General features: G+C 68.0%; 24 protein-coding genes. 17 read left to right on the forward strand and 7 right to left on the reverse strand.

From position 1 onward, the window contains the following. The first annotated feature begins 51 nt into the window (after positions 1–51). The 3 genes from ACVOJ1_RS12735 to ACVOJ1_RS12745 are packed head-to-tail and all read left to right on the forward strand — an operon-like array spanning position 52 to position 3,502. Entirely contained in the window at positions 52–1,578 is a 1,527-nt protein-coding gene (locus tag ACVOJ1_RS12735; RefSeq protein ID WP_111187200.1) for an alpha/beta fold hydrolase, read from the forward strand. Then, the gene (locus tag ACVOJ1_RS12740; protein ID WP_065174298.1) at positions 1,575–2,321 is read left to right on the forward strand and encodes an ABC transporter ATP-binding protein; all 747 of its coding nucleotides are present in this window, start codon (positions 1,575–1,577) and stop codon (positions 2,319–2,321) included. Before ACVOJ1_RS12735 ends, ACVOJ1_RS12740 begins: the two co-directional genes overlap by 4 nt. Next, positions 2,318–3,502 (forward strand): ABC transporter permease, encoded by a 1,185-nt coding sequence (locus tag ACVOJ1_RS12745; protein WP_065174299.1) that lies wholly within the window; start codon positions 2,318–2,320, stop codon positions 3,500–3,502. Before ACVOJ1_RS12740 ends, ACVOJ1_RS12745 begins: the two co-directional genes overlap by 4 nt. Before the next feature lie 231 nt (positions 3,503–3,733). On the opposite strand, the gene ACVOJ1_RS12750 is transcribed toward ACVOJ1_RS12745, so the two are convergent. Then, on the reverse strand, positions 3,734–4,519 hold the full coding sequence (locus tag ACVOJ1_RS12750) for an AraC family transcriptional regulator (protein WP_346480504.1): 786 nt from the start codon (positions 4,517–4,519) through the stop codon (positions 3,734–3,736). Positions 4,520–4,596: 77 nt separating this feature from the next. Here ACVOJ1_RS12750 and ACVOJ1_RS12755 point away from each other — a divergent pair, with 77 nt between their 5' ends. Continuing rightward, positions 4,597–4,851 (forward strand): hypothetical protein, encoded by a 255-nt coding sequence (locus ACVOJ1_RS12755; protein WP_111187202.1) that lies wholly within the window; start codon positions 4,597–4,599, stop codon positions 4,849–4,851. A 59-nt stretch (positions 4,852–4,910) separates the two neighbouring features. Here ACVOJ1_RS12755 and ACVOJ1_RS12760 read toward each other — a convergent pair whose 3' ends face one another. Together ACVOJ1_RS12760 and ACVOJ1_RS12765 are read right to left on the reverse strand one after the other, a co-directional pair. Further along, on the reverse strand, positions 4,911–5,909 hold the full coding sequence (locus ACVOJ1_RS12760) for an energy transducer TonB (RefSeq protein WP_053519576.1): 999 nt from the start codon (positions 5,907–5,909) through the stop codon (positions 4,911–4,913). A 201-nt stretch (positions 5,910–6,110) separates the two neighbouring features. Beyond that, the gene (locus ACVOJ1_RS12765; protein WP_053519577.1) at positions 6,111–6,716 is read right to left on the reverse strand and encodes a TIGR00645 family protein; all 606 of its coding nucleotides are present in this window, start codon (positions 6,714–6,716) and stop codon (positions 6,111–6,113) included. 109 nt (positions 6,717–6,825) lie between these two features. On the opposite strand from ACVOJ1_RS12765, the gene ACVOJ1_RS12770 reads away from it, so the two are divergent. From ACVOJ1_RS12770 to ACVOJ1_RS12785, 4 genes are all read left to right on the forward strand, one after another. Then, the gene (locus ACVOJ1_RS12770) at positions 6,826–7,515 is read left to right on the forward strand and encodes a glutathione binding-like protein (protein ID WP_053519578.1); all 690 of its coding nucleotides are present in this window, start codon (positions 6,826–6,828) and stop codon (positions 7,513–7,515) included. A gap of 193 nt (positions 7,516–7,708) precedes the next feature. Beyond that, complete coding sequence (locus ACVOJ1_RS12775) at positions 7,709–9,937, forward strand: S9 family peptidase (RefSeq protein ID WP_164150492.1); 2,229 nt, start codon at positions 7,709–7,711, stop codon at positions 9,935–9,937. 25 nt (positions 9,938–9,962) lie between these two features. After that, on the forward strand, positions 9,963–10,481 hold the full coding sequence (locus ACVOJ1_RS12780) for a cytochrome c oxidase assembly factor Coa1 family protein (protein ID WP_346480505.1): 519 nt from the start codon (positions 9,963–9,965) through the stop codon (positions 10,479–10,481). Positions 10,482–10,560: 79 nt separating this feature from the next. Continuing rightward, positions 10,561–12,363, forward strand: coding sequence for a DUF885 domain-containing protein (locus ACVOJ1_RS12785; RefSeq protein WP_346480506.1), 1,803 nt, complete (start codon positions 10,561–10,563; stop codon positions 12,361–12,363). Positions 12,364–12,453: 90 nt separating this feature from the next. Here the strand turns inward: ACVOJ1_RS12785 and ACVOJ1_RS12790 are convergent, their stop codons facing one another. Further along, a complete protein-coding gene (locus ACVOJ1_RS12790; protein WP_053517962.1) occupies positions 12,454–12,912 on the reverse strand; it encodes a hypothetical protein in 459 nt (152 codons plus the stop codon). A 182-nt stretch (positions 12,913–13,094) separates the two neighbouring features. Here ACVOJ1_RS12790 and ACVOJ1_RS12795 point away from each other — a divergent pair, with 182 nt between their 5' ends. From ACVOJ1_RS12795 to ACVOJ1_RS12810, 4 genes are all read left to right on the forward strand, one after another. After that, the gene (locus ACVOJ1_RS12795) at positions 13,095–13,343 is read left to right on the forward strand and encodes a hypothetical protein (protein WP_006475755.1); all 249 of its coding nucleotides are present in this window, start codon (positions 13,095–13,097) and stop codon (positions 13,341–13,343) included. A 121-nt stretch (positions 13,344–13,464) separates the two neighbouring features. Further along, positions 13,465–14,382 carry a bestrophin family protein gene (locus ACVOJ1_RS12800; RefSeq protein WP_111187206.1) on the forward strand — a complete coding sequence of 306 codons (918 nt, stop codon included), beginning with the start codon at positions 13,465–13,467 and terminating at the stop codon, positions 14,380–14,382. A gap of 19 nt (positions 14,383–14,401) precedes the next feature. Continuing rightward, positions 14,402–15,391, forward strand: coding sequence for a porphobilinogen synthase (gene hemB / locus ACVOJ1_RS12805; RefSeq protein WP_053517964.1), 990 nt, complete (start codon positions 14,402–14,404; stop codon positions 15,389–15,391). Positions 15,392–15,424: 33 nt separating this feature from the next. Further along, positions 15,425–15,694 (forward strand): hypothetical protein, encoded by a 270-nt coding sequence (locus ACVOJ1_RS12810; protein WP_053517966.1) that lies wholly within the window; start codon positions 15,425–15,427, stop codon positions 15,692–15,694. Positions 15,695–15,715: 21 nt separating this feature from the next. Here the strand turns inward: ACVOJ1_RS12810 and ACVOJ1_RS12815 are convergent, their stop codons facing one another. Continuing rightward, the gene (locus tag ACVOJ1_RS12815; RefSeq protein WP_065181456.1) at positions 15,716–16,579 is read right to left on the reverse strand and encodes a TolB family protein; all 864 of its coding nucleotides are present in this window, start codon (positions 16,577–16,579) and stop codon (positions 15,716–15,718) included. Positions 16,580–16,627: 48 nt separating this feature from the next. On the opposite strand from ACVOJ1_RS12815, the gene aroE reads away from it, so the two are divergent. The 3 genes from aroE (at position 16,628) to dinG (ending at position 20,128) form a co-directional block, all read left to right on the forward strand. Further along, on the forward strand, positions 16,628–17,473 hold the full coding sequence (gene aroE / locus ACVOJ1_RS12820; protein WP_065174307.1) for a shikimate dehydrogenase: 846 nt from the start codon (positions 16,628–16,630) through the stop codon (positions 17,471–17,473). Between the two features lie 3 nt (positions 17,474–17,476). Next, a complete protein-coding gene (locus tag ACVOJ1_RS12825; RefSeq protein WP_065181457.1) occupies positions 17,477–17,833 on the forward strand; it encodes a hypothetical protein in 357 nt (118 codons plus the stop codon). A gap of 192 nt (positions 17,834–18,025) precedes the next feature. Beyond that, entirely contained in the window at positions 18,026–20,128 is a 2,103-nt protein-coding gene (gene dinG / locus ACVOJ1_RS12830; RefSeq protein WP_346480507.1) for an ATP-dependent DNA helicase DinG, read from the forward strand. 56 nt (positions 20,129–20,184) lie between these two features. On the opposite strand, the gene ACVOJ1_RS12835 is transcribed toward dinG, so the two are convergent. Both ACVOJ1_RS12835 and ilvD read right to left on the reverse strand, forming a co-directional pair. Continuing rightward, positions 20,185–20,796, reverse strand: coding sequence for a hypothetical protein (locus tag ACVOJ1_RS12835; protein WP_346480508.1), 612 nt, complete (start codon positions 20,794–20,796; stop codon positions 20,185–20,187). A gap of 216 nt (positions 20,797–21,012) precedes the next feature. Further along, a complete protein-coding gene (ilvD, locus tag ACVOJ1_RS12840; RefSeq protein WP_346480509.1) occupies positions 21,013–22,851 on the reverse strand; it encodes a dihydroxy-acid dehydratase in 1,839 nt (612 codons plus the stop codon). Positions 22,852–23,085: 234 nt separating this feature from the next. Between ilvD and ACVOJ1_RS12845 the strand changes: the two genes are divergently transcribed. Together ACVOJ1_RS12845 and ACVOJ1_RS12850 are read left to right on the forward strand one after the other, a co-directional pair. Continuing rightward, complete coding sequence (locus ACVOJ1_RS12845) at positions 23,086–23,658, forward strand: DUF1190 domain-containing protein (RefSeq protein ID WP_111187209.1); 573 nt, start codon at positions 23,086–23,088, stop codon at positions 23,656–23,658. Between the two features lie 7 nt (positions 23,659–23,665). Next, positions 23,666–24,844 carry a glutathionylspermidine synthase family protein gene (locus tag ACVOJ1_RS12850; protein WP_346480510.1) on the forward strand — a complete coding sequence of 393 codons (1,179 nt, stop codon included), beginning with the start codon at positions 23,666–23,668 and terminating at the stop codon, positions 24,842–24,844. The last annotated feature ends 97 nt before the right edge of the window (positions 24,845–24,941 follow it).

Consider the following 24,941-nt stretch of genomic DNA (forward strand, 5'->3'; position numbering starts at 1 on the left):
GCGGCAGTCCGTCGTGGTCGACAGGAACGTCTTCCAGGGGAAACGAGCACGATGCAAAGACACCACCTCGCACTGGCCGGCGCGCTGGCCAGCCTGCTGCTTGCCGGTTGCGGCGCAGCGCCTTCCGGCAGCGCCGATGCGGCGGCGGAAACGCCCGGCCGCCGCTACGGACAGATCGACTTCCAGCCCTGCACATTGACCACGATGGGCGCCAGCGCCAACGTCGAGGCACAGTGCGCCACCCTGCAGGTGGCCGAGGACAGGGCGCAGCCGCAAGGGCGGAAGATCAACCTCCGTATCGCCTGGCTGGAATCGGGCAACAGTGGCTCCGGCCAACCGGATCCGGTGTTCTTCCTCGCCGGCGGGCCCGGGCAGGCGGCCAGCGAGGTGGCGGTCATCGTCGATACCGCCCTGCGCCAGGTTCGCAAGCAACGCGACATCTTCCTGATCGACCAGCGCGGCACCGGTGGCTCCAACCCGCTCAACTGCCTGGGCGCAGATGGCAAGGAACTGGCGTTCGACGAAGAGGCCCCCCCCAGCGAGGCGCTGCTGCGCGACTACGCCCAGCGCTGCGCAAGCTCTTTGCAGGGACGTGCCGATGCGCGGTTCTACACCACCCGCGACGCCGTTGCCGATCTGGATGCCGTGCGCCAGGCGCTGGGCGTGGATGCGCTGAACCTGGTGGGTGGTTCCTACGGAACCCGCGTGGCCCAGCGCTATGCCGCGGCCTATCCGCAGCACACCCGCAGCATCGTCATCGACGGCGTCGTTCCGAACGAGCTGGTGGTCGGGGGTGACTTCGCCAATACCTTCGAAGACGCGATCAATCTGCAGTCGGCCCAGTGCCGCAAGGACCCGGCGTGCAGCAAGCGCTTTCCGAGCGACACCAGCAAGCAGCTGCGCGGCGTGCTCGATACGCTGCGCGCCGCGCCGGTGACCGTTGACTACCGCGACCCCGGCACGAACGCGCCGCGGCGCGACGTGCTGACGCCGGACAGCGTGATGGGGCTGGCGTTCGCCTTCTCCTATGTTCCGCAGTACGCCTCGCTGTTGCCGCTGGTGCTGGACGAGGCTGCGCAGGGCCGCTACGCACCGCTCGCCTCGTTGGCACGCGGTGCCAACCGCAGCATGGGCTTCCAGATCAACCGCGGCATGCAGTGGTCGGTGATCTGCAGCGAGGACGCTCCGCGCTACCACGCGCCAGCCGCCAATGCCGAGCGCCTGTTCGGCAACGAGGTGGCCAGCGCCTTCTTCGCGCCGTGTGCTGTCTGGCCGCACACCGCGGCCCCCGCCGCGGATGCCGCACCGCTGCGCAGCGAGGTGCCGGCGCTGCTGCTGTCCGGTGAACTGGACCCGGTCACGCCACCGCGCTACGCCGCACAGGTGCTCAAGGGGCTGCCGCAGGGGCGCGCACTGGTCGCGCGCGGCCAGGGCCACGGCACGCTCTCCGCCGGCTGCATGCCCCGCCTGCTGGGCCAGTTCATCGACAGCACCGATGCCAAGGCGCTGGATGCCAGCTGCCTGGATACGCTGAGCTACGTGCCGGCGTTCACCTCGTTCAACGGATGGGAACCATGATCGTCGCCGACAACCTGCACAAGGCCTTCGATACCCGCACCGGCCGCATCCAGGCGGTGGCCGATGTCGGCTTCCGCGCCGAGGACGGTCGCATCACCGGTCTGCTTGGCCCGAACGGTGCCGGCAAGACCACCACCATGCGCATGCTGTACACCCTGATGACGCCTGACCAGGGCAGCATCAGCGTCGATGGCATCGATGCCGCGCGCAATCCCGTGGAGGTCCGTCGCCACCTGGGCGTGCTGCCCGATGCGCGGGGCGTCTACAAGCGGTTGACCGCGCGCGAGAACATCGCCTATTTCGGCCGGCTGCACGGCCTGTCCGAAGCTCGCATCCGCGAGCGCATCGACGTGCTGTCGCAGGCGCTGGACATGGGCGACATCCTCGACCGCCAGACCGATGGCTTCTCGCAGGGCCAGCGCACCAAGACCGCGATCGCGCGCGCACTCGTGCACGATCCGCGCAATGTGATTCTCGACGAGCCGACCAACGGCCTGGATGTGATGACCACCCGTGCACTGCGCCGGTTCCTGCTGGGACTTCGTGAGGAAGGGCGGTGCGTGATTCTGTCCAGCCACATCATGCAGGAGGTGGCTGCACTGTGCGACCACATCGTGATCATCGCCAAGGGCACGGTCATGGCCGCCGGCAGTGCCGATGAGCTGCGCGCGCAGTCCGGCGAAGCCAATCTGGAAGATGCGTTCGTGAAACTGATCGGCAGCGAAGAGGGCCTGCACGCATGAGCATGATGTCGACCCTGATGACGGTGATGCGCAAGGAGCTGCGTGATCTCTCCCGCGACCGCCGCACGCTGATGCTGACCCTGCTGTTCGGTCCGCTGCTGTACCCGGTGCTGCTGCTGGGCATGGGCAAGCTGGCCGAGAGCCGCGTGCGCACGCAGATCGAGCAACCGCTGCAGATTCCGACCATCGGCGCGGACAACGCACCGAACCTGGTCCGCTTCCTGGCCGCGCAGGGGCTCAACGCCAGCGCAGCACCCAAGGACCTGGCTGCGGCCATCCGCAACCAGGACATCGACGTCGCGCTGCGCATCAGCGATGACTTCGGCGAGGACTGGGCCGCGGGCAGGCCGGCGCTGGTGGAGGTGATCAAGGACAGCACCCGGCGTGCCGCCGAAGTGCCCAGCGCACGCCTGGAAGCGGCGCTGGCCACCTACAACGGCCAGGTGGGCGCACTGCGGCTGATGGCACGCGGCGTGGATGCCCAGGTCGCGCGTCCGCTGGACGTGGGCAGCCAGGATCTGGCCAGTGCCGAAGCGAAACGGGGCATGATCCTGTCGATGCTGCTGCCGGTGCTGTTGACCCTGACCTCGTTCATCGGCGGCGCCTATCTGGTGATGGACGCCACCGCCGGCGAACGTGAGCGGCAGTCACTCGAGCCCCTGCTGGCGACGCCCGGCTCACGCAGCGCGATCGTAAGTGGCAAGATCGCCGCCGCCTGTGTGGTCGGCTTCGCGTCGCTGCTGTTGACCCTGGTGGCTTTCAAGGTCAGCGCGCAGATCGCCCCGGGCAACATCGGTCGCCAGTTCAACATGAATGTCGGCTCGATGCTGCAGATGCTGCTGGTGATGCTGCCGATGCTGCTGATCGGTACCTCGCTGCTGACCTTCCTGTCGGCGGCGGCCAAGAGCATGAAGGAAGCGCAGAGCCACATGACCTGGCTAATGCTGTTGCCGATGCTGCCCGGCTACGCACTGGTCGCCTACCCGCTGAAGAGCGAGCTGTGGCAGTACGCGGTGCCGTTCCTGTCGCAGAACCAGATGCTGCTGAAGGTCATCCGCCATGAAGTGATCAGTCCCAGCGTCTGGGCGATCTATCTGGGCGCCAGTCTCGGTCTGGCCGCACTGCTGTGGTTTGCCGCCGTGCGCCGCTACCACAACGAACGCCTGGCGATTTCCGGCTGACCGCCACTGGAAGCGCCGGGCCCTGCCCGGCGGATAGGGAACGAGGCCCGGTCATTCCGGGCCTCGCTGTTTTCAGGTTCGCCTTGCCTGCCAAGCGGCGAAGCGCCGGGCGATCACCGGGGCCAGCCGGTCGACGTTCTCCCAGGTATCGGCGACGTGGTACAGATCCGGGACATCGGCCCCAGCAGGCAGTCTGGGGCGCGAAGGCAGGCAGAGGAAGTGCTGAATACGTCAGCCCTCTGCATACCGCGCAGGCGTCACCCCCATCTCGCGCTTGAACACGGCGATGAAGGCGCTGGGGGTGTCGTAGCCGAGCGACAGCGCCACGCTGATCACCGGTTCCCCGGCCAGCAGGCGTGGCAGCGCCAGCAGGACGCGCAGGCGCTGGCGCCATTGGCTGAGTGTCATGCCGGTTTCGGCGCGCCAGTGGCGCGCAAGGGTGCGGCTGGACAGTCCCATGGCAAGGGACCAGGCCTCGACGCTGCGGGTGTCCTGTGGTGCACGCGCCAACGCCGCAGCAACGCGCCGCAGGCGCCGATCGCGTGGCTGCGGCAAGGCCAGCGGCAGCGGTGTGCTGGCGTCGATCTCATCGGCAATGACGCCGGCAAGACGCTCCTGCACCGCGTCGAGCGGTGCGGGCGCCCAGCGCAGCGCGCGATCCACGGCTGCCTGCAGCAGGGCGCCCGGTTGCACGATGCGTGGGCGTGCCGGGAGTCGCGTGCAGGTCGCCGCGTCGAGGTACAGGCTCCAGCCATTGAACGGGCCGATGCTGGCCAGCGCATGCGGCAGTCCGGGCGGAACCCACGCCATATGGCCGGCTGGCAGCAGCCAGTGCAGGTCGCCTGCCTCGATCCGCAGCAGGCCCTGTCGCGCCCCCAGCAGCTGCCCGCGGGCGTGCTGGTGCCGGGCGGTCCGGCGTGGACGGTCCAGGGCCAGTTGCGCGGTCAGCAGCACCGGCCCTCGGGCGGTGTCCACCAGGGGCGAGTCAATCAGGGCGGGGGATGTCTGATATGCCATATCAACTGGCAGTTATACGGCAGATCCGGCAGACAGCAGCGTCCACACTGCACGCCACCCGCCGAAAGGAGTTCCTCATGCAGCCTCAAGACATCCTCCCTGACCATCAGAACGACGTGGTCGCCAACGGCCTCACCGTGCGTAAGGGCAGCGTGGGCGCTTTCCTTGCCAGCGTCCGCGACTGGCAGGATCCCGCCGGCAGCCCCGCGTCCCGGGCAGCAGCGGAAGCCGACCTGCGCGCGCTGTTGCCGGGTCTGCATGCGTTGGGCCTGTTCCGCATCCTGAGGGCACGCGATCCGGCCCTGCAGCACCTGATCGACGGCGCGCGCTGATACGAACAAGGCCCGGACAGACCGGGCCTTGTCGTGATCGTTGGCGGGGATGTCCCGGCTCAGCCGCCCGGCGCGAACACCAGGGTGCGGCGGGTGGTGACCGGAGCGCTGACCGGCTCGAAACGCCAGCGCTTCACGGCGTTCATGGCTTCGCGGTCGAAGATGCGCGCGGGCGTCGCACGCAGCACGCGGGCGTTCACCACCGAGCCGTCGGTACCCACGGTGATCTCCACCAGTACCTCGCCGGACGTGCCAGCGCGCAGGGCGTCGGCCGGATAGCGGGGGGCCGGCGTACTGACCGGACGCAGGCTGGGCGCGGCGGCAGGTGCCTGGCGTGCGGCATTGGCCTGCTGCGCAGCGGCCTGTTGCTGCTTCTGCTCCGCTTCACGCCGTGCGGCGGCCTGGCGCTCGGCTTCCTCGCGCTCGCTGTCACGGCGGGCGGCATCCTGCTGTGCGGCGATCTGCCTGGCCGCATCGGCTTCCTTGGCGCGCTGCTCGGCCAGGCGCTGCTGCTCGGCCTGTTGCCGGGTACGGTCCTCGGCGTCCTTCTTGGCCCGCTCCGCTTCCGACTCGGTGCGCTTGGCCGCGTTCTCCACGCCCTTGGCCAGGCCTTCCTTCAGGCGTGGCAGGGCCGGTGCGGAGGCATCCACCTTCTCGATCAGGGCGACCAGGCGCTGCGCCTCGGTGAAGTCCTCGCGGCCCAGATGCTGCTCGGCCGCGATCAGGGTGTAGGGCAGCAGGTCGGTCAGCGCACTTTTCACCGCGGCATCGTCCGGCGTCTTGTCGCGCAGGGCCAGGTAGTACTCGATGGCGTTGTCGCCGGCCGGGGCGTACATGCGGTTCTCGCGCAGCGCCTGGCTGGCCGACTCGCGCAGCTGCTCGGTGCCCATCGACTGCACCTTGGCGGCCACTACCGGTGTCGCCGGCGCCGCAGCGGCAGGCGATCCTGCCGGGGCAGGGGCAGGCGTTTCTTCCTTGCCCGAGCAGGCGGCCAGGGCCAGTACCAAGGCAACCGGCAGCCACCGGCGCGCGGCGGTGATCGTTGTGACGTGCGACATCCTGCTCCCCTCTAAGAAGACGACGTTACGTAAATCATTGATATGCATGGCCGGGACCGTGGGTCCGAGCACGGCAGGGTGGCGTTTCCCGACGCCACCGCCGGCAACGGCGAGGAAGCAATCTAGCATCCCCGCCAGCGCTGCGTACAAGGGCGGCAGCGACGACCGGCGGTGGCGTCCGCGCCACCACCGGCCAGCGCCTCAATGCGCCTGTGCCTTGTCGTGGCTGTTGGACATCAGCTTGTCGGTCCAGGCGATGCCGATCGCCGAGAGGATGAACACGCAGTGGATGATGGTCTGCCAGAGCACGCCCTGCTCGGTGAAGGTCGAGCACCTGGCGGCACCGATGTTGGCAGCGGCGACGTTCATCAGTTCCGGCGCGCACAGCGGCAGGCCGCCCAGCGAACCGCTGGCGATGAAGGTCTTGAGCAGGTGGATCGAGGAAATGCCGATGATCGCCATCGCCAGCTTCACCTTCAGGACGCTGGCATTGACGTGGCTCAACCATTCCGGCTGGTCGGGATGGCCTTCCAGCCGCAGGCGCGAGACGAAGGTTTCATAACCGCCGACGATCACCATCACCAGCAGGTTGGAAATCATCACCACGTCGATCAGGCCCAGCACGATCAGCATGATCTGCTGTTCGCCCATCGAGGCCGAGTGGGAGATCAGGTGCCACAGTTCCTTGCCGAACAGGAACACGTAGACACCCTGGGCGACGATCAGGCCCAGGTACAACGGCAGCTGCAGCCAGCGCGAGGCGAAGATCAGCGAGGACAGCGGGGAGAGGGGGCGTTGGGGGGACATGCAGGACAGTGCGTTGCGGGGGAGGAGCGAGGTTACCGGCCCGCCATGACGGTGCCAAGCCAACTCCCGCACTAGACTTCAGGTTCCTTACCGCACCCGAGCCGCTGCCATGATCGATCTGTATTACTGGCCTACCCCGAACGGCCATAAAGTCACCCTGATGCTGGAGGAAAGCGGGCTGGAGTACCGCATCCACCCGGTCAACATCGGATCGGGCGACCAGTTCAAGCCGGACTTCCTGGCGATCTCGCCCAACAACAAGATGCCGGCCATCGTCGACCATGCGCCGGCTGACGGCGGCGCGCCGCAGAGCGTGTTCGAATCCGGTGCGATCCTGCTGTACCTGGCCGAGAAGACCGGTCGCTTCCTGCCCACCGATGCGCGTGGCCGCATCGCCACGCTGGAATGGCTGTTCTGGCAGATGGCCGGGCTGGGCCCGATGAGCGGCCAGATGGGGCACTTCAATGTCTACGCGCCGCAGAAGATTCCTTACGCCATCGAGCGCTACGACAGCGAGGTGCGGCGCCTGCATGGGGTGATGGACAAGCGGCTGGCCGGGCATGCCTTCCTGGCCGGCGAGGAGTACACCATCGCCGACATGGCCAGCTATCCGTGGGTCGGTGCCTACGACGCGCTGCCGGCAGATTTCGATGCCTTCCCGAACCTCAAGCGCTGGCATCAGGCCATCGCCGCGCGCCCGGCCACCCAGCGGGCGTATGCGCTGCGCCAGCAGGTCAATCCGAACGCCGGCAAGCCGCTCAGCGATGACGAGCGCAAGCATCTGTTCGGCCAGCGCTGAGGGTCCTGCGCAGGCCGCTGCGCTCGCCGGGCATGGCCCGGCGCTACCCGCCCGTCAACGGCCGATGTGCCGTGCCCGGTCCCTGCCATGGGCAGAAGGTCATGCTGCCTTCCCGCACGGGCTTGGTTAGGATGGGGGCTGATCGCCACCGCACATGCTGCGGTGGCGGACCTGCCGTTTGCCGGGATCCTCCATGCGCCACCTGTTCGCTTCGCTTGCCCTCATGCTCGCCACCAGTACTGCCGCCCACGCTGAAAAACTGACGCTGGAAGCCATCACCGGTCCATTGCCGCTGTCCGGGCCGACCCTGATGAAGCCCAAGGTCGCTCCGGACGGTTCGCAGGTCAGCTTCCTGCGCGGCAAGGACAGCGACCGCAACCAGCTGGATCTGTGGACCTACGACATCGCCAGCGGCCAGACCCGCCTGCTGGTCGACTCCAAGGTGGTGCTGCCGGGCACCGAGACCCTCAGCGACGAGGAGAAGGCCCGCCGCGAGCGCCAGCGCATCGCGGCGATGACCGGCATCGTCGATTACCAGTGGTCGCCGGACGCACAGCGCCTGTTGTTCCCGCTCGGCGGCGAGCTCTACCTGTACGACCTGAAGCAGCAGGGTCCGGCAGCAGTACGCCAGCTGACCCACGGCGAAGGCTTTGCCACCGACGCCAAGCTGTCGCCGAAAGGCGGCTTCGTCAGCTTCATCCGCGGCCGCAACCTGTGGGTGATCGATCTGGCCAATGGCAGCCAGCTGCAGCTGACCGGCGATGGCAGCGCCACCATCGGCAACGGTGTGGCCGAGTTCGTGGCCGACGAGGAAATGGACCGCCACACCGGCTACTGGTGGGCGCCGGATGATTCGGCCATCGCCTTCGCCCGCATCGACGAAGCACCGGTACCGGTACAGAAGCGCTACGAGGTCTATGCAGACCGCACCGATGTCATCGAACAGCGTTACCCGGCCGCCGGCGATGCCAATGTGCGCGTGCAGCTGGGCGTGATCGCGCCGGCCGCCGCGGCACAGCCGCGCTGGATCGACCTGGGCAAGGAACAGGACATCTACCTGGCGCGCGTGGATTGGCGTGATGCCCAGCACCTGACGTTCCAGCGCCAGTCGCGTGACCAGAGGCAGCTGGATCTGGTGGAAGTGGCATTGGACTCAAACCGTCAGCGCGTGCTTGCCCATGAAACCAGCCCCACCTGGGTGCCACTGCACAACAGCCTGCGCTTCCTGCAGGACGGCAGCATGCTGTGGTCGTCCGAGCGTACCGGCTTCCAGCATCTGTACCGCATCGACAGCACGGGCAAGGCCACCGCGCTGACCCACGGTGACTGGCCCGTGGATGAACTCCTGGCTGTGGATGAAGCGGCCGGCAAGGCCTATTTCCGCGCCGGCATCGAGACGTCGCGCGAGAGCCAGATCTACTCCGTCCCGCTGCAGGGCGGACAGGCGCCACAGCGGCTGTCCAAGGCGCCGGGCATGCACAGCGCCAGCTTCGCGCGCAACGCCAGTGTCTATGTCGACAGCTGGTCCAACAGCACCACACCGCCGCAGATCGAGCTGTACCGCGCCAACGGTGAGAAGATCGCGACGCTGGTGGACAATGATCTGGCCGATCCCAAGCATCCCTACGCGCGCTATCGCGATGCGCAGCGACCGGTCGAATTCGGCACCCTGACCGCTGCCGATGGCCGGACGCCGCTCAACTACAGCCTGATCAAGCCTGCCGGCTTCGATCCCTCCAAGCGCTATCCTGTGGCGGTGTACGTCTATGGCGGCCCGGCCAGCCAGACCGTCACCGACAGCTGGCCCGGACGTGGCGATCATCTGTTCAACCAGTACCTGGCGCAGCAGGGCTACGTGGTGTTCTCGCTCGACAACCGTGGCACCCCACGGCGTGGCCGTGAGTTCGGCGGCGCGCTCTATGGCAGGCAGGGCACGGTGGAGGTGACCGACCAGCTGCGCGGCGTGGCATGGCTGAAGCAGCAGCCCTGGGTCGACCCCGCGCGCATCGGCGTGCAGGGCTGGTCCAACGGCGGTTACATGACCCTGATGCTGCTGGCCAAGGCGTCCGACAGCTATGCCTGCGGCGTGGCCGGTGCACCGGTCACCGACTGGGGGCTGTACGACAGCCATTACACCGAACGCTACATGGATCTGCCGGCACGCAACGAGGCCGGTTATCGCGAAGCGCGCGTGCTGACCCACATCGACGGACTGCGCTCACCCCTGCTGCTGATCCACGGCATGGCCGATGACAACGTGCTGTTCACCAATTCGACCAGCCTGATGAGTGCGCTGCAGAAGCGCGGCCAGCCCTTCGAACTGATGACCTACCCGGGCGCCAAGCATGGCCTGTCCGGTGCCGATGCGCTGCACCGCTACCGTGTGGCGGAAGCGTTCCTGGGACGTTGCCTGAAACCCTGAGTCACAACCGGGAAGGAGCCCGCCGATGAACCACCTGCCACCCCCTGTTCCTGGCCATCCCGCCCATCCCCCCGGCTGGTGGCGCCGTCACTGGCGATGGGCGATGCCACTGACCGTGGTGGTGTTCCTGGGCGTACTGGGCGGTTCCGCGGCATGGAGTGTGATGCGCTGGGGCGAAGCCGCACGCGAGAGTGCGCCGATGCGTGAGGCGATGCGGCGCGCCGGATGCAGCATCGAGCTGGTGGAGGCCTTCGGCGAACCGCTGCGCGCCGGCTCGCTGCCATTGGGCAGCATGCAGACCGCGATCACCGGTGAGCGCGATGTGGGCCTGACCGTGTCGCTGGAAGGGGCCCATGCGCACGGTCGCCTGTTCGTGCAGGGCATCCGCCGCGACGATGTCTGGGACTACCCGGTGATGTATGTGCTGGGTGCGGACAAACAGACCTTCGATCTGACCGCGCTGGACGATGAGGAGGCTGCGCAGGAGTGCGAACTGCAGGCCTGCCGCGAGCGCGGTGGCTGCCCGATGACGGCCGCGTTCTGACCGGCGCCATGACTTCCCACCGATTGTCGCCATCGCCATGAGCGCGTAGGGTGCGGGCAACCCTGTCCTGGAGTGCTTCATGAAGCCGATCGCGCTGGCCGTCGCCCTGGCCCTGACCGCTGCACCGCTGCTGTCCGCCCCCCCGGCCCTGGCCGCACCGGCCGCCAAGGCCACCACGCCTGCCAGCCCCGCCTGGGTCGCGCGCAGCAATGCGCTGGCGCAGATCCTGCTCGACGCGCAGGGACCGTTCCAGCCCGAGCAGACCGGCTTCTTCGGCGTGCCGGGCTATGACGACAAGGTGGCCGACCTCGGCCCGGACAATGGCGCGCGCTACCGTGCCGCGACCGCCAAGGCGCGCGACGAGCTGCAGACCCGGCTGGCTACGGAGAAGGATCCCAACGTCCGCCAGGACCTGCAGATCATGATCCACGCCGCCAACCAGAACATCGAGGGCAGCGAGCTCAACGACAAGTACCTGCTGCCGTGGACCGATGCGCCGCAGACGGTGTTCAGCGGCCTCAATCTTCTGCTGTCCGACCAGGTGCCGGCCGAGCGCCGGGCCAAGGCGCTTGATCGCCTCAAGGCGTACGCCGGGCTGACGCCGGGCGGCACCGCCTTCACCACGCTGGCGCGCCAGCGCTACGAAGAACGCCTGAAGGACAGCGCGCTGCTGCAGCCGACGAAGATCGAAGTGCAGCAGTCGCTGGACAATGTCGAGACCTACATCAGCGGCATCGAGTCGCTGCTGAAGAAGTACCAGATCAGCGGCGCCGATGAAGCGATGAGGGCCCTGGCGGGGCAGATGAAGGAGTACGCGGCCTGGACGCGCAAGGAGGTGCTGCCGAAGGCGCGTACCGACACGCGCCTGCCGGCGCCGCTCTACGCATACCAGCTCAAGCAGGTCGGCATCGACATCGACCCGAAGCTGCTGATGCAGCGTGCCCAGCTGGAGTTCATGGAAACCCGCTCGGCGATGCAGCAGCTGGCGCCGCTGGTGGTGAAGGAGAAGGGCCTGAAGGTCGCCGACCCGACCGATCCGGTCGCCGTGATCCGCGCACTGAAGGCCGACAAGATCGCCGACGACCAGCTCGAAGGCCACTATCGCAAGGTGATCGACGCCATCGATCCACTGATCCGCGAGCACGGCATTGTCGACGTGCCCAAGCGCGCCATGCAGATGCGCCTGGGTTCGGCTGCCGAGAGCGCCGCCAGCCCGGCACCGCATTTCCTGCCGGCACCGCTGGTGAACAACACCGGGCAGCAGGGCACCTTCGTACTGCCATTGGGCAACCCGGCGGCCGGTGCCGGCGCCCAGTACGACGACTTCAACTTTGGTGCGGCCGCGTGGACCCTGAGCGCACATGAGGGCCGTCCCGGCCACGAGTTGCAGTTCACCGCGATGGTCGAGCGCGGCGTCTCGCTCGCGCGCACCATGTTCGCGTTCAATTCGGTGAACGTGGAAGGCTGGGCGCTGTACGCCGAAGCGGAGATGGTGCCGTACGAGCCTCTGGACGGGCAGATGATCGCCCTGCAGTTCCGCCTGCTGCGCGCCGCGCGCGCGATGCTTGATCCGATGCTCAACCTCGGCCTGACCGACCGTGCAAACGGCGAACGGGTGCTGATCGAACAGGTCGGCCTGTCCAAGGCCATGGCCACCCAGGAGCTGGACCGCTACACCGTGCGCATGCCCGGCCAGGCGGGCAGCTACTTCTATGGCTACACCCGCATCCTGGAGCTGCGCATGCAGACCGAACTGGCACTGGGTGCGAAGTTCGACCGCCTGGCGTTCAACAACTTCCTGCTCGACCAGGGCCTGCTGCCGCCGGATCAGCTGGCCGACGCAGTGAACCAGGTGTTCGTGCCGAAGTACCGGAAGAAGTAACGGTAGCGCCGGGCCATGCCCGGCGAGCGCAGCGGGGAAGCGAAATGCCGCCGGGCACGGCCCGGCGCTATCCGCGGTGACGCTGCTGCGTCACCGCTGTGGCGTGATCACCTGGGTCGGCAACCGTGCCGGCGGCGCCGGGTTCGGCACCCAGATCGCCACGCCTGCGGCGCGCTTCTGCGTGGTCGGAATGCCAATGCCGAGGCCGCCGCCCACATGCGAGCCATAGCTGCCGGCGCCCACGGACATGCCCACCGGCGAGCCGCTGCTGCCCACGCCCATCAGCACTACGCCGTTGGCGCCCAGCGCTGCGGCTTCGCGCTTCAGCCGCGCCACAGCGGCGTCGGTCTGGCCCTGGGTGCCGAAGCCCACCGCCGAGGCGGATTCCAGCTGGGCGATCTCCTGCGAGCCGGCCGGCGGCGTTGAATAGATCTGCACCTGTGCCGGGTCGATTGGCGCCCGCGCGCGGCCCAGCATGACCTTGGAGGTGCTGGCACAACCGGCGGCGGCCAGCAGCATGGCCGCCAGTGCGGCCCAACGGATGTTCATGGCAATACCCCTGCAGGACTGGATGGGATCATCGGTGGGCCACTCTGAATCGGCGCCAACGCCCTGTGCGCTGGGCATCTAGACGCTAGCACGGCTGAGGTGAGCGGCCCGCCAACGGGAGTAGGCGACGGCGGCCGGAACGTCTATGGTTGGGGCCGGGAACCAACTGCGGGAGAGCGGCGATGGGTGTGATCAGTCTGTTGTGGGGTGTATTGGCGCTGCTGTGGATGATCCTGGCGCTGATACCGCTGCTGGGCTGGGGCAACTGGTTCCTCATTCCGTTCGCTGCGGTCGGCGCGGTGATCGCCGCGCTGGGCATCCTGTTCACCCACCCGAGCAAGCGCGGCCGGGCCTGGGCCGGCCTGGTCCTGAACGGCATCGTGGTGGTGGTGGGCATCCTGCGCCTGGGCCTGGGCGGTGGCGTGATCTGAACCTGCGGCCGGGTGCGACCGGGCGTCGCAGGGCTGCGGCCCGCAGCCGGGCAGGGGCGTACAATGAACGGCTGCGCGAGCCTGCGCGTGCCTGTGAATCCGCGCCCGGCGCGGCTGCCCCATGATCATCCGACCTCGTCCCCACGGCTGGCAACTGCTGTACATCCTGCGCGGATCGATCGTTCCGGCGATCGCACCGAAGGTGCTGGCCATCCTGATCCTGTCCATCGCCGTCGCCGCGGTGGTGGAACTGGCGCCGCCGATCGGCATCGAGCGCGTCTCGGTCACGCCGTTCACCCTGCTGGGCCTGGTCCTGTCGATCTTCCTGAGCTTCCGCAACAGCGCCTGCTACGAGCGCTGGTGGGAAGGCCGCAAGCTGTGGGGGCAGCTGGTGTTCGAATCGCGCTCACTGGCCCGGCAGGTGAACCTGCTGCTGGTGGATGACGCAGGCCGCCGCCGTCGCATCGCCTATCTGGCCACCGCCTTCGCCCATGCGCTGGCCGCCCGCCTGCGCGGCCGCATCGTGGCGCTGGCGGCCCTGCCGTGGCTGGACAAGCGCCAGCGTGCGCAGCTGGCCGAGCGCGAGAACGTACCCGATGCATTGCTGGCGATGATCGCCGCCGAACTGGCGCAGGCGCTGCGCAGCGGCGATCTCGATCCGATCCTGTACGCCCAGCTGGAAGACCGCCTGCATGCGATGTCCTCGATCCAGGCAGGCTGCGAGCGCATCCTGAACACGCCGCTGCCGTTCGCCTACACCCTGCTGCTGCACCGCTGCGCGTGGATGTTCTGTGTGCTGCTGCCGTTCGGCCTGGCCAGTTCGCTGGGCTGGGGCACGCCGGTGCTGTCGGCGGTGCTGGCCTACGCCTTCTTCGGCCTGGACCAGCTTGGCGAAGAAATGGAAGATCCGTTCGGCCTGGAGCCGAACGATCTGCCGCTGGACGCGCTGGTACGCACGATCGAGATCGACCAGCTCGACGCGCTCGGTGAACGCCCCCTGCCCGAACCCCTGCTGCCGCAGGGCTACCTGTTGCACTAGCCACTCCTCGGAGCCTGCCATGCCTCATCCCCACTACCGCCCGCGGCGCATGCGCCATGACGAGTTCTCACGCCGCCTCATGCGCGAGAACACGCTGACCACCGACGATCTGATCTATCCGGTGTTCGTGCACGAACCGGCCGGCCGCACCGCTGTGCCGTCGATGCCCGGTGTGGAGCGGTTGTCCATCGAGGAACTGCTGAAAGTGGCCGAAGAGGCGCTGGAGCTGGGCATCCCGGTGATCGATCTGTTCCCGGTGATCGACGCCTCGCAGAAGTCGCTGGATGCCTCGGCGGCATGGGCGGAGGACGGACTGGCGCAGCGTGCGATCCGCGCCCTGAAGTCGCGCTTCCCGGAGCTGGGCGTGATGACCGATGTGGCGCTGGACCCCTATACCACCCACGGCCAGGACGGCATCATCGATGACAAGGGCTACGTGCTCAACGACATCACGGTCGAAGCGCTGGTCAAGCAGTCGTTGTCGCATGCCGAAGCCGGCGCGGACATCGTCTCGCCGTCGGACATGATGGATGGCCGCATCGGCGCGATCCGCCGTGCGCTCGATGCCGACCATCACCTCAATGTGCGCATCATGGCCTACTCGGCCAAGTACGCCTCGGCCTTCTACGGCCCGTTCCGCGACGCGGTGGGCAGCGCGGCCAGCCTCGGCAAGGCGGACAAGAAGACCTACCAGATGGACCCGGCCAACGGCGACGAGGCGATGCGCGAGATCGCGCTGGATCTGGAAGAGGGCGCTGACATGGTGATGGTCAAGCCGGGCATGCCGTATCTGGATCTGGTGCGTCGCGTGAAGGAACAGTTCGGCGTGCCCACCTTCGCCTACCAGGTCAGTGGCGAGTACGCGATGATGAAAGCGGCGTTCGCCAATGGCTGGCTGGACGAGCGCGCCTGCGTGATGGAGTCGCTGCTTGGTTTCAAGCGCGCCGGCGCCGATGGCGTGCTGACCTATTTCGCGCCACAGGTGGCGCGCTGGCTGCGCGAGCGCTGACAATAGCGCCATCGATGGAGGGAGGAACGGCTGATGGGACCCGAACTGGGATGGATGCAATGGCTGATCTGGGGCGTCGGCACGCTGGTGTTCGGTGCCGTCATCGTCGGCGTGTTCATCGCAGCCTGGCGGGCGAGCAAACGCCCTCCCGAGCAGCTCTCCGCCGCCCGTCGGATCGCCCGTGAACAGTCCCTGCCGGACAGCGTGCAGGCCGAACTGGCCGCGCTCAACCAGCGCAAGGACAGGGGCCAGCTGAGCGAGGCGGACTACGAACAGCAGCGCGCCAAAGTGCTGTCGCGCTGATTGCGGTGCCCGGGCCGGGATCTACCGCATGCACCCGGCCACGGCAGGCACTTTCGGTACCGCCAACCGGTAGAGATCCACGCCCCCGGCACGCGGCGCCTTCGCCGCACTGCTGGCGACCAGCATTTCCCCCGGCTTGGCGTTGTCGATCACCGGCGCACCGGTCCAGCCGCCTGCCTGGTTGAAGGACAGCCCCAGCGGCTGCAGCGCCACGCCGCTCCAGGCGCACCCGCTGCTCCATACCTGCGCGCTCGTGCCGCTGCCACGACTGAAAACCACGGCGCCATCGTTGCCCAGCCAGTCAGCGTCAGTCTCGTCATCGGCGCTGTTCAATGCCGCCAGCGCGGTGGCCGGGCCCCGCACGCCCTCGGCATCGAGGGTGGCCACGAACAGATCCCAACCGGCGCCACGGCCCTGATGGCGCGCGAACAGCAGCCGCCGGCCATCCATGCTCAGCGCTGGACCGCGCTCTTCGTACCGCCCACGCTCGCCGCGCAGGGCCTGTGCGTTGCCAAGCTGGCCATCGCGGGTCACGGCGGCACGGTACAGCGCCAGCTGGCCTTCGGTGCCCGCCGCGAACAGCAGCCAGCGGCCATCGCGGCTGAAGTAGGGATCCCGGGCCTCACCGCTGACATCGACCGCCAGCGCCTGTGCCTGCTGCCAGCGGCCATCGATCAGGCGGGCCTGCCACAGGCCCCAGCCGCCCTCGCCGCGGCGGGCGAAAACGATGCGCTGGCCGTCGGCACTGATCGTGCCGCGAGCCTCGTCGGCACGGGTCGAGACCACGCCCATGCCTTCGATGCCGTACTCGTTCAACGCCATCGCCACGGGGGCAGAGAGTAGACTGGCGGCAAGCACCAGCAGGGTCGGGGTGATGCGCATCATCCGGGTCCGTACACGAAAGAGCATCAGTCTAGCCAGCTTGAGGAATCCATGACCGACCGTTACGCCGTCTTCGGACACCCCGTCGCCCACTCGAAGTCGCCGCAGATCCACGCGACGTTCGGTCGCCAGGAAGGCATCGCCATCGACTACCGCACGATCGACCTTGCCCCCGACGCCTTCCTCGCCGGCCTGGAAGCATTCGCCGCCGAAGGTGGTGTCGGTGCCAACGTCACCCTGCCGCACAAGGAAGCCGCGTTTGCGGTCTGCACTACGCTGACGGCCCGTGCGCGCCGCGCCGGTTCGGTCAACACGCTGCTGCGCAAGGGTGAGCGCTGGCATGGTGACACCACCGACGGCATCGGCCTGGTGCGCGACCTGACCGACCGCCATGGCCTGGACCTGCGCGGCCGCCGGGTGCTGATGATCGGCGCCGGCGGCTCGGCCCGCAGCGTCGCCCCGGCGCTGCTCGATGCCGGCATCACCGAGCTGGTGGTGGTCAACCGTACGCCGGAACGCGCCGATGAACTGATCGACGCGATGGGCGAGCCGGGCCGCGCCATCAGCCGCTACTGGGAAGACCTGCGCGAGCTGGGTGACTTCGAGCTGATCGTCAACGCCACCTCTGCCGGCCGTGACCGCGACGTGGAGTTCAAGCTGCCGCTGTCGCTGGTCAATTCGATGACCACCGCGGTCGACCTGAACTACGGCGAGGCGGCCATCGCGTTCCTGGCCTGGGCGCGTGCGGCGCAGTGCCGCAATACCGTCGATGGCCTGGGCATGCTGGTCGAGCAGGCCGCCGAGAGCTTCCTGCAGTGGCATGGTGTGCGTCCGCAGACCGACGAGGTCTACCAGCAGCTGCGGCAGGGCGCCCTGGCGCTGGCCGGCGAGGACTGACCGATGGACAACATGACCCTGCTGGTGACTGTGCTGAGCATGGTGGGCGTGCGCCTGCCGGTGCTGATCGCGCTGTGCGTGGGTCTGGTGTGGGTGGTGGGCGCGCCGCGCGATGCCACCCGCAGCGGCGCGCTGGCCGGGCTGCTGCTGTTGCTGCTGGCCAGCCTCGGCAGCATGGCAGCGGGCATCCTGCCGATGTGGATGGTCAGCAGCGGTGACTTCAGCGCGGTTTCGAGCATGAGCGCCATCCTGGGCGTGCTGCATTTCGCTCTGGCGATGGTGGAAGCGATCGGCATGGTGCTGCTGGTCTGGGCGCTGGTGCGCTTGCTGCGCCAGCGGCCGCCTGTGGTAGGCCGGTAAGGTCGTGCCGGGCATGGCCCGGCGCGACCGTCGATGGTCGGGTAGCGCCGCATCTGCCCCGGCGCTGTACGGCCATCCAGCCCATGACCGCCAAGGCCCGACGCCGCTGACCCTGTTCAGCGCACGCGCCTCGGTCCCGGCCGCCGGCCATGCGACAATGACCGGCCTGATCCAGCCACGGTAGTTCCCGGCGTGACCGAAACCGTCGCCGCTCCGCGCACGCTCGATGAGCCCTTGAAGGACGCGATCCGCAAGGCCTATACGACGCTGCAGGCCAACACTCCCGGCTTTTCCACGCGCCGCTCGCAGAGCCAGATGATCGGCGTGGTGTCGCGCGCGTTGTCGAAAAGCGGTGGCGTGGGCGTGGTCGAGGCACCCACCGGCGTCGGCAAGAGCCTGGGCTACCTGACCGCTGGCGTGCCGATCGCGCTGGCCAGCAAGAAGAAGCTGGTGATCAGTACCGGTACCGTGGCATTGCAGTCGCAGCTGGTCGAGCGCGACATCCCGAACTTCCTCAAGGCCACCGGACTGGAAGCGACCGTGGCGCTGGCCAAGGGCCGCACCCGCTACCTGTGCACGCGCAATGCCGCCGAGGCGCAGGGCGAGGGCTCGCAGGGCGGCATGTTCGAGGATGACGCGCCCCTGTTCGACCGGCCGCTGGCGCCGATCGAAATGGATATCGCCAAGCGCCTGACCGACGCCTTCACCAGTGGCAGTTGGGATGGCGACATTGACAACGCACCGGAGACCATCAGCCCCGGCCTGCGCAGCCGCATCACCACGCCAGCCTCGGGCTGCGCCGGGCGGCGCTGTGCGTATTCGGCGCAGTGCGCGGTGCTGCGCTCGCGCAACACCGTGCGTGATGCGCAGATCGTGGTGACCAATCACGCGCTGCTGCTGTCGGCGCTGTCGATCGGCGACAGTGACAATGGCCAACCGTTGATCGCCGCCCCCTCGGACATGCTGCTGGTGCTGGACGAGGGCCATCACATCGGTAACGTCGCCATCGACCAGGGCGCGGCCAGCCTGGCGCTGGACGAGATGGCCAAACGCACCGGCCGCCTGCAGATCCTGATTGCCGGCGCGTATCGCGCGGTCGACAAGGACCGCCTCGGCAACCTGCTGCCGAACGAAGCCATCGACGTCGCCAGCAACGTGTCCAAGCAGCTGCGTGCATTCCGCGACCATGTCGAAGCGGTGTGGATGCCAGCGCCGGCCGACGAGGAACCGATGTGGCGCGCGGCCAACGGTCGCCTGCCGGAAGCGTGGCGCGAGCCGATCGAAGCGCTGGCCGACGATACCCGCAGCCTCTACAACTGGGCGCATGCCGCCACCGCGCAGGTGGCCAAGGGCAAGCCGGACGACCCGGCGCGTGAGCGCCTGCAGCGCAACCTCGGCATGGCGCTGGAGATGATCGAGCAGCAGTACAACCTCTGGCAGGCCTGGCGCCGCGAGGACAAGGACGGTGCGCCGCCGATGGCGCGCTGGGTCACCGCCACCCGCGACGGCGATCTGGTCCTGCATGGCTCACCGGTCTCGGCAGCGCATGTGCTGCGCAAGCTGCTGTGGGACGAGGTGGATTCGGTGGTGATGACCTCGGCGACGCTGACCGGCGGTGGCGATTTCCAGTCGCTGGCGATCGACAATGGCATTCCCGAGGAAGCCGAGATGGTTTCGCTGTCCTCGCCGTTCGACCTGCCGAACCAGGCCGAGCTGATCGTGCCGAAGTTCCCGGTCACGCCCGACGACCGCGAAGGCCATCCCCGCGAGGTGGCGCGCTACCTCGACACGGAGCTGGACTGGGCCAAGGGCTCGATGGTGTTGTTCACCTCGCGCTGGAAGATGGAGAAGGTGGCCGGACTGATGCCTGCCGCGCGCCGCAAGCAGGTGCTGGTACAGGGCGAGATGTCCAAGACCCGGCTGATCGACGAACACCTGCGGCGCGTGGCGGCGGGCGAGGGCTCGGTGCTGTTCGGGCTGAACTCGTTCGGCGAGGGCCTCGACCTGCCCGGTGAAGCCTGCACCACGGTGGTGATCACCCAGGTACCGTTCGCGGTGCCGACCGATCCGCAGACCGCTACCCTGAGCGAGTGGTTCGAGGCGCGTGGACTCAACGCGTTCAACCTGATCGCCATTCCACACGCGCTGCGCACGCTGACCCAGTTCGCCGGCCGCCTGATCCGCACCTCCACCGATACCGGGCGCGTGGTCATCCTCGATTCGCGGCTGCTGACCCGCCGTTACGGCAAGCGCATCATCGACGCACTGCCGCCGTTCAAGCGCGTGATCGGCTGAGACGGGGTCGGACCCCTTCCGCAGGAAGGGCTCTGACCCCCGCAAGCACGTCCCCCTCAGCCCCCTTCCGGTTTCCTGCAGGCCTGGTCGCCCATCGCAGTGGGGTAGTCGCGTTCAAAACAGCGCAACAACCCGTCGAGGACCTCCAGGTTCGGCGGCCACGGCACATCCACCTCCTGGCCTGCCGGCGTGGTGAAGTGGTATCGCCCGTTCTTGACGGCCTCCGCGAGCACCTCCGGCGTGGGAATTTCAACCAGCGTCGCACGGGCCTTCTCCAGCGCAGCGCGATCGCGCTGCAGGAAGGCGATCGTGCCGTCCACGTAGGCGTTCCAGTAACCGGGGTCGGTGTCCTTGGGCTTGTAGGTTCGCTGCATCAGCGCAACTGCCTGCTTGTACTGGCCCGCCTCGGCGCGCATCTGGCCCTCATGCCAGAGAATCGTGGTGTTGCCTGCAGCCTTGGGCAGTGCAGCGTAGGCGGCGAGCAGCTCAGCGGCCTCGCGGTGGCAGCCGCGGTCAGCCAACGGGCGCCACCCGCCTTCCAGATCCTGGTCGAACGCATCCGGTTCCATCGCCAGCATCGCGTCGCGGTCGTAGCTGCAGTCCGGCGCCTTCGACGGTTCGGGTGGGGCGCCCAACGCAGCGGCCAGGGCAAGCGAAAGCAACGTCATCACAACCTCCGTGTCGGTGAGTACCCGGACACCGTAGCAGATCGTACGGGTAGTACCGGCCGCTGGCCGGCAGCCTCGAAGATTGGACTGATACTGCGCGATTGCACGCGCGGCGAGTCACATGCACGGCTGGACCATCATTGCGATCCACAGTGACTGGAATGCTGTGCCGGGATCGGAGCCCTTTCTGCGAAAGGGATCCGACCCCACGGCAATTCAATCGCCCAGCAGCGCGGTGTTGCGTACGGCGCCCTTGTCGGCGCTGGTGGCCAGCAGGGCGTAGGCCTTCAACGCGCTGGTGACCTTGCGTGGGCGCGCCTCACGCGGCTTCCATCCCAACGCATCCTGCTCGGCACGGCGCCCATCCAACGTCGCCGCATCCACCAGCAGATCAATCCGCCGCGCCGGAATATCAATGCGGATGCGGTCGCCGTCGCGTACCAGCCCGATCGCACCGCCCGCTGCCGCCTCCGGCGAGGCATGCCCGATCGACAACCCGGACGTACCGCCCGAGAAGCGCCCGTCGGTCAGCAGTGCACACTGCTTGCCCAGGCCCTTCGATTTCAGGTAGCTGGTGGGGTACAGCATCTCCTGCATGCCGGGGCCGCCTTTCGGGCCTTCGTAGCGGATGACCACCACGTCGCCCGCCTTCACTTCGTCGGCGAGGATGCCGGCCACGGCCGCGTCCTGGCTCTCGAACACGCGCGCACTGCCCTCGAACACGTGGATGGATTCATCCACGCCTGCGGTCTTCACCACGCAACCGTCTTCGGCCAGATTGCCGCGCAGCACGGCCAGTCCGCCTTCTGCCGAGTAGGCATGCGCGACGCTGCGGATGCAGCCTTCGGCGCGGTCCACGTCCAGCGTGGGCCAGCGCGTGGCCTGGCTGAAAGCCACCTGGGTGGGGATGCCGGCCGGGCCGGCACGGAAGAAGTCGTGCACGCTTGATTCGCTGCTGACCGCCACATCCCAGCGCTGGAGAGCATCGGCCAGGGTGCGGCTGTGCACGGTCGGCACGGTGGTATCCAACAGGCCGCCGCGCGCCAGCTCGCCCAGGATGCCGTACACGCCACCCGCGCGGTGCACGTCTTCCATGTGGTACCTGGGCGTGTTCGGCGCCACCTTGCACAGCTGCGGCACGCGCCGTGACAGCGCATCGATGTGGGTCAGGTCGAAGTCCACTTCGGCTTCCTGCGCGGCGGCCAGCAGGTGCAGGATGGTATTGGTCGATCCGCCCATGGCGATGTCCAGGGTCATCGCATTGGCGAACGCGGCCTGCGTGGCGATGCCCCGCGGCAGCGCGCTTTCTTCCTCGCCGCCGTACCAGCGGTGGCACAGTTCGACGATCAGGCGGCCCGCGCGCAGGAACAGCTGTTCGCGGTCGGCATGGGTGGCCAGGGTCGAGCCGTTGCCGGGCAGCGACAGGCCCAGCGCTTCGGTCAGGCAGTTCATCGAGTTGGCGGTGAACATGCCCGAACAGGAGCCGCAGGTGGGGCAGGCGCTGCGCTCGAACTCGGCCACCTTTTCATCGCTGGCGCTCCCGTCGGCGGCGATGACCATCGCATCGACCAGATCCAGCTTGTGCTCGGACAGCCGGGTCTTGCCCGCTTCCATCGGCCCGCCGGACACGAACACCACCGGGATGTTCAGGCGCAGTGCGGCCATCAGCATGCCAGGGGTGATCTTGTCGCAGTTGGAAATGCACACCAGCGCATCGGCGCAGTGCGCGTTGACCATGTACTCGACCGAGTCGGCGATGATCTCGCGGCTGGGCAGTGAATACAGCATGCCGTCGTGGCCCATCGCGATACCGTCGTCCACGGCGATCGTGTTGAACTCCTTGGCGACGCCGCCGACCTTCTCGATCTCGCGCGCGACCAGCTGGCCGAGGTCCTTCAGGTGCACGTGGCCCGGTACGAACTGGGTGAACGAGTTGGCGATGGCGATGATCGGCTTGTGGAAATCGCCGTCCTTCATGCCGGTGGCACGCCACAGGGCGCGGGCGCCGGCCATGTTGCGGCCGGCGGTGGAGGTGCGGGAGCGGTATTCGGGCATGGCTGGCGGAACGGGCGGGCCGTACGACATGGGGTGTCGGACGATCATCGCCAATTTTTTCGGTTGCTGCTGCAACCACCGCTCGTCTGCGCGGCGCCGCCGGGCGATGCGGCGATGGCGGATCGGGCCTGACGAAAATGAAACGCCGTTCATCTTTCGGACTTTGCCGATTCCGGTTGTTGGCCCGGATCGGGCATCATTGGCGTATTGATCCGCTGCTTGAGGCATGAGGCCATGAAACGTTCCCGCACCACCGCGCTGCTGCTGATGAGCGCCGCACCGCTGCTGTTCACCGCCTGCCAGAAGGAGCCGGAGGTGAAGGTGCAGGAAGGCCTGTTCACTTCGGTCGAGGCCTGCACCGAGGCCACCGGTGATCCGTCGTCGTGCCGCAACGCGTTCGCCGAGGCGCAGAAGCAGGCCGCCGACGCTGCGCCGAAGTACGCCACCAAGGAAGCCTGCGAGCAGGACTACAAGCCCGAGCAGTGCGTGCAGCAGCACACGTCGGCAGGTACCTCGTTCATCGGCCCGATGATGATGGGCTTCTTCATGTCCCAGATGCTGAGCAACCGCGGTGGCCTGGCCCCGCAGGCGCCGGCGTCGGCACCGGCCTACCAGGACAAGAATGCGGGTTGGGCGCGTTCGGCCCCGGGCGGTACGGGTGGCCTGAACACCGCCAGCGGCATCGGCGCCGGCAAGGCTGGCCTGGCACCGGTCACCACCGAGCCGAACCGTGCCGTTACCGCCAGCCGGGGTGGCTTCGGCAACACCAGCGCGCGTCGCAGCACCAGCGGCAGCTACGGCGGCTGATCGACCCATGCAGCGTATCCGTATCGCCGAGCGCGCCCACTGGCGGGCGCGCGCGGAGGAAGCCGGTTTCCGCTTCCACACCATCGACGGCCAGCCGTACTGGGATGAAAGCGCGTACTACGCCTTCACCCTGCGCCAGATCGAACAGGACATCGAAGATCCCAGCGCCGAGCTGCACCAGATGGCGCTCGACCTTGTGGGCGACGTGGTGGCCAGCGAGCGGCTGATGGATCAGCTGGCGATTCCCGCGCATTACCGCGACTGGATCGCCGACAGCTGGCGCCAGCGCCAGCCGCATCTGTACGGCCGGCTCGATCTGGCCTATGACGGTACCGGTCCGGCCAAGCTGTACGAGCTGAACTACGACACGCCGACCTCGCTGTTCGAGGCCAGTTTCTTCCAGTGGCAGTGGCTGGAGGACCAGCGCAACGCCGGCCGCCTGCCGCAGCAGGCCGACCAGTTCAACGCCATCCATGAGGCACTGGTCGAACGTTTCGGCGAGCTCGCCGGTCGCCTGCCGCCACCGCTGTACTTCAGCGCCGTGGGCAGTTCGGAAGAGGACCGCGGCACGGTGGAATACCTGCGCGACTGTGCTTCGCAGGCAGGCCTGCACGGGCAGGGCATCGCCATCGAAGACATCGGCTTGTCCGCGGATGGCCGCTTCACCGCGCTGGACGATTCGGTGATCGGCACGCTGTTCAAGCTGTATCCGCTGGAAGACCTGATGGCCGAGGAGTTTGGCCGCGCGCTGCCCGGCTCGGGCGTGCAGCTGCTGGAACCGGCATGGAAGGCGGTGCTGAGCAACAAGGGCATCCTGCCATTGCTGTGGCAGCGCAATGTCGGCCACCCGAACCTGCTGGAGGCGCACTTCGACGACGGCAGCGCGCTGGCCACCGGATGGGTGCGCAAGCCGCTGTTCTCGCGCGAAGGCGCCAACATCGAAATGCACCTGGCCGATGGCAGCACCCAGCGCAGCGACGGCCCCTACGATGGACCGGCGATCATCCAGCGCGCGCATCCGTTGACCCGCTTCGAAGGCGGTTATCCGCTGATCGGCAGCTGGGTGGTCGGTGACCACGCCTGTGGCATCGGCATCCGCGAGGACGACAGCGCGATCACCCGCGACAGCGCGCGCTTCCTACCGCACGCGATCGTTGACGAGGCGCCGACGCGGATCTACGTCTGAGCACGGTGCGCACCCGCACACGTAGTGGACGGTAGCGGCGGGGGCCGGCCGCCGGGGGGGGGGGGTGCGCCGGGCGGGGCCCGCGCGCGCCCGGCCG

The sequence above is a fragment of the Stenotrophomonas sp. STEN225 genome, assembly GCF_056756445.1.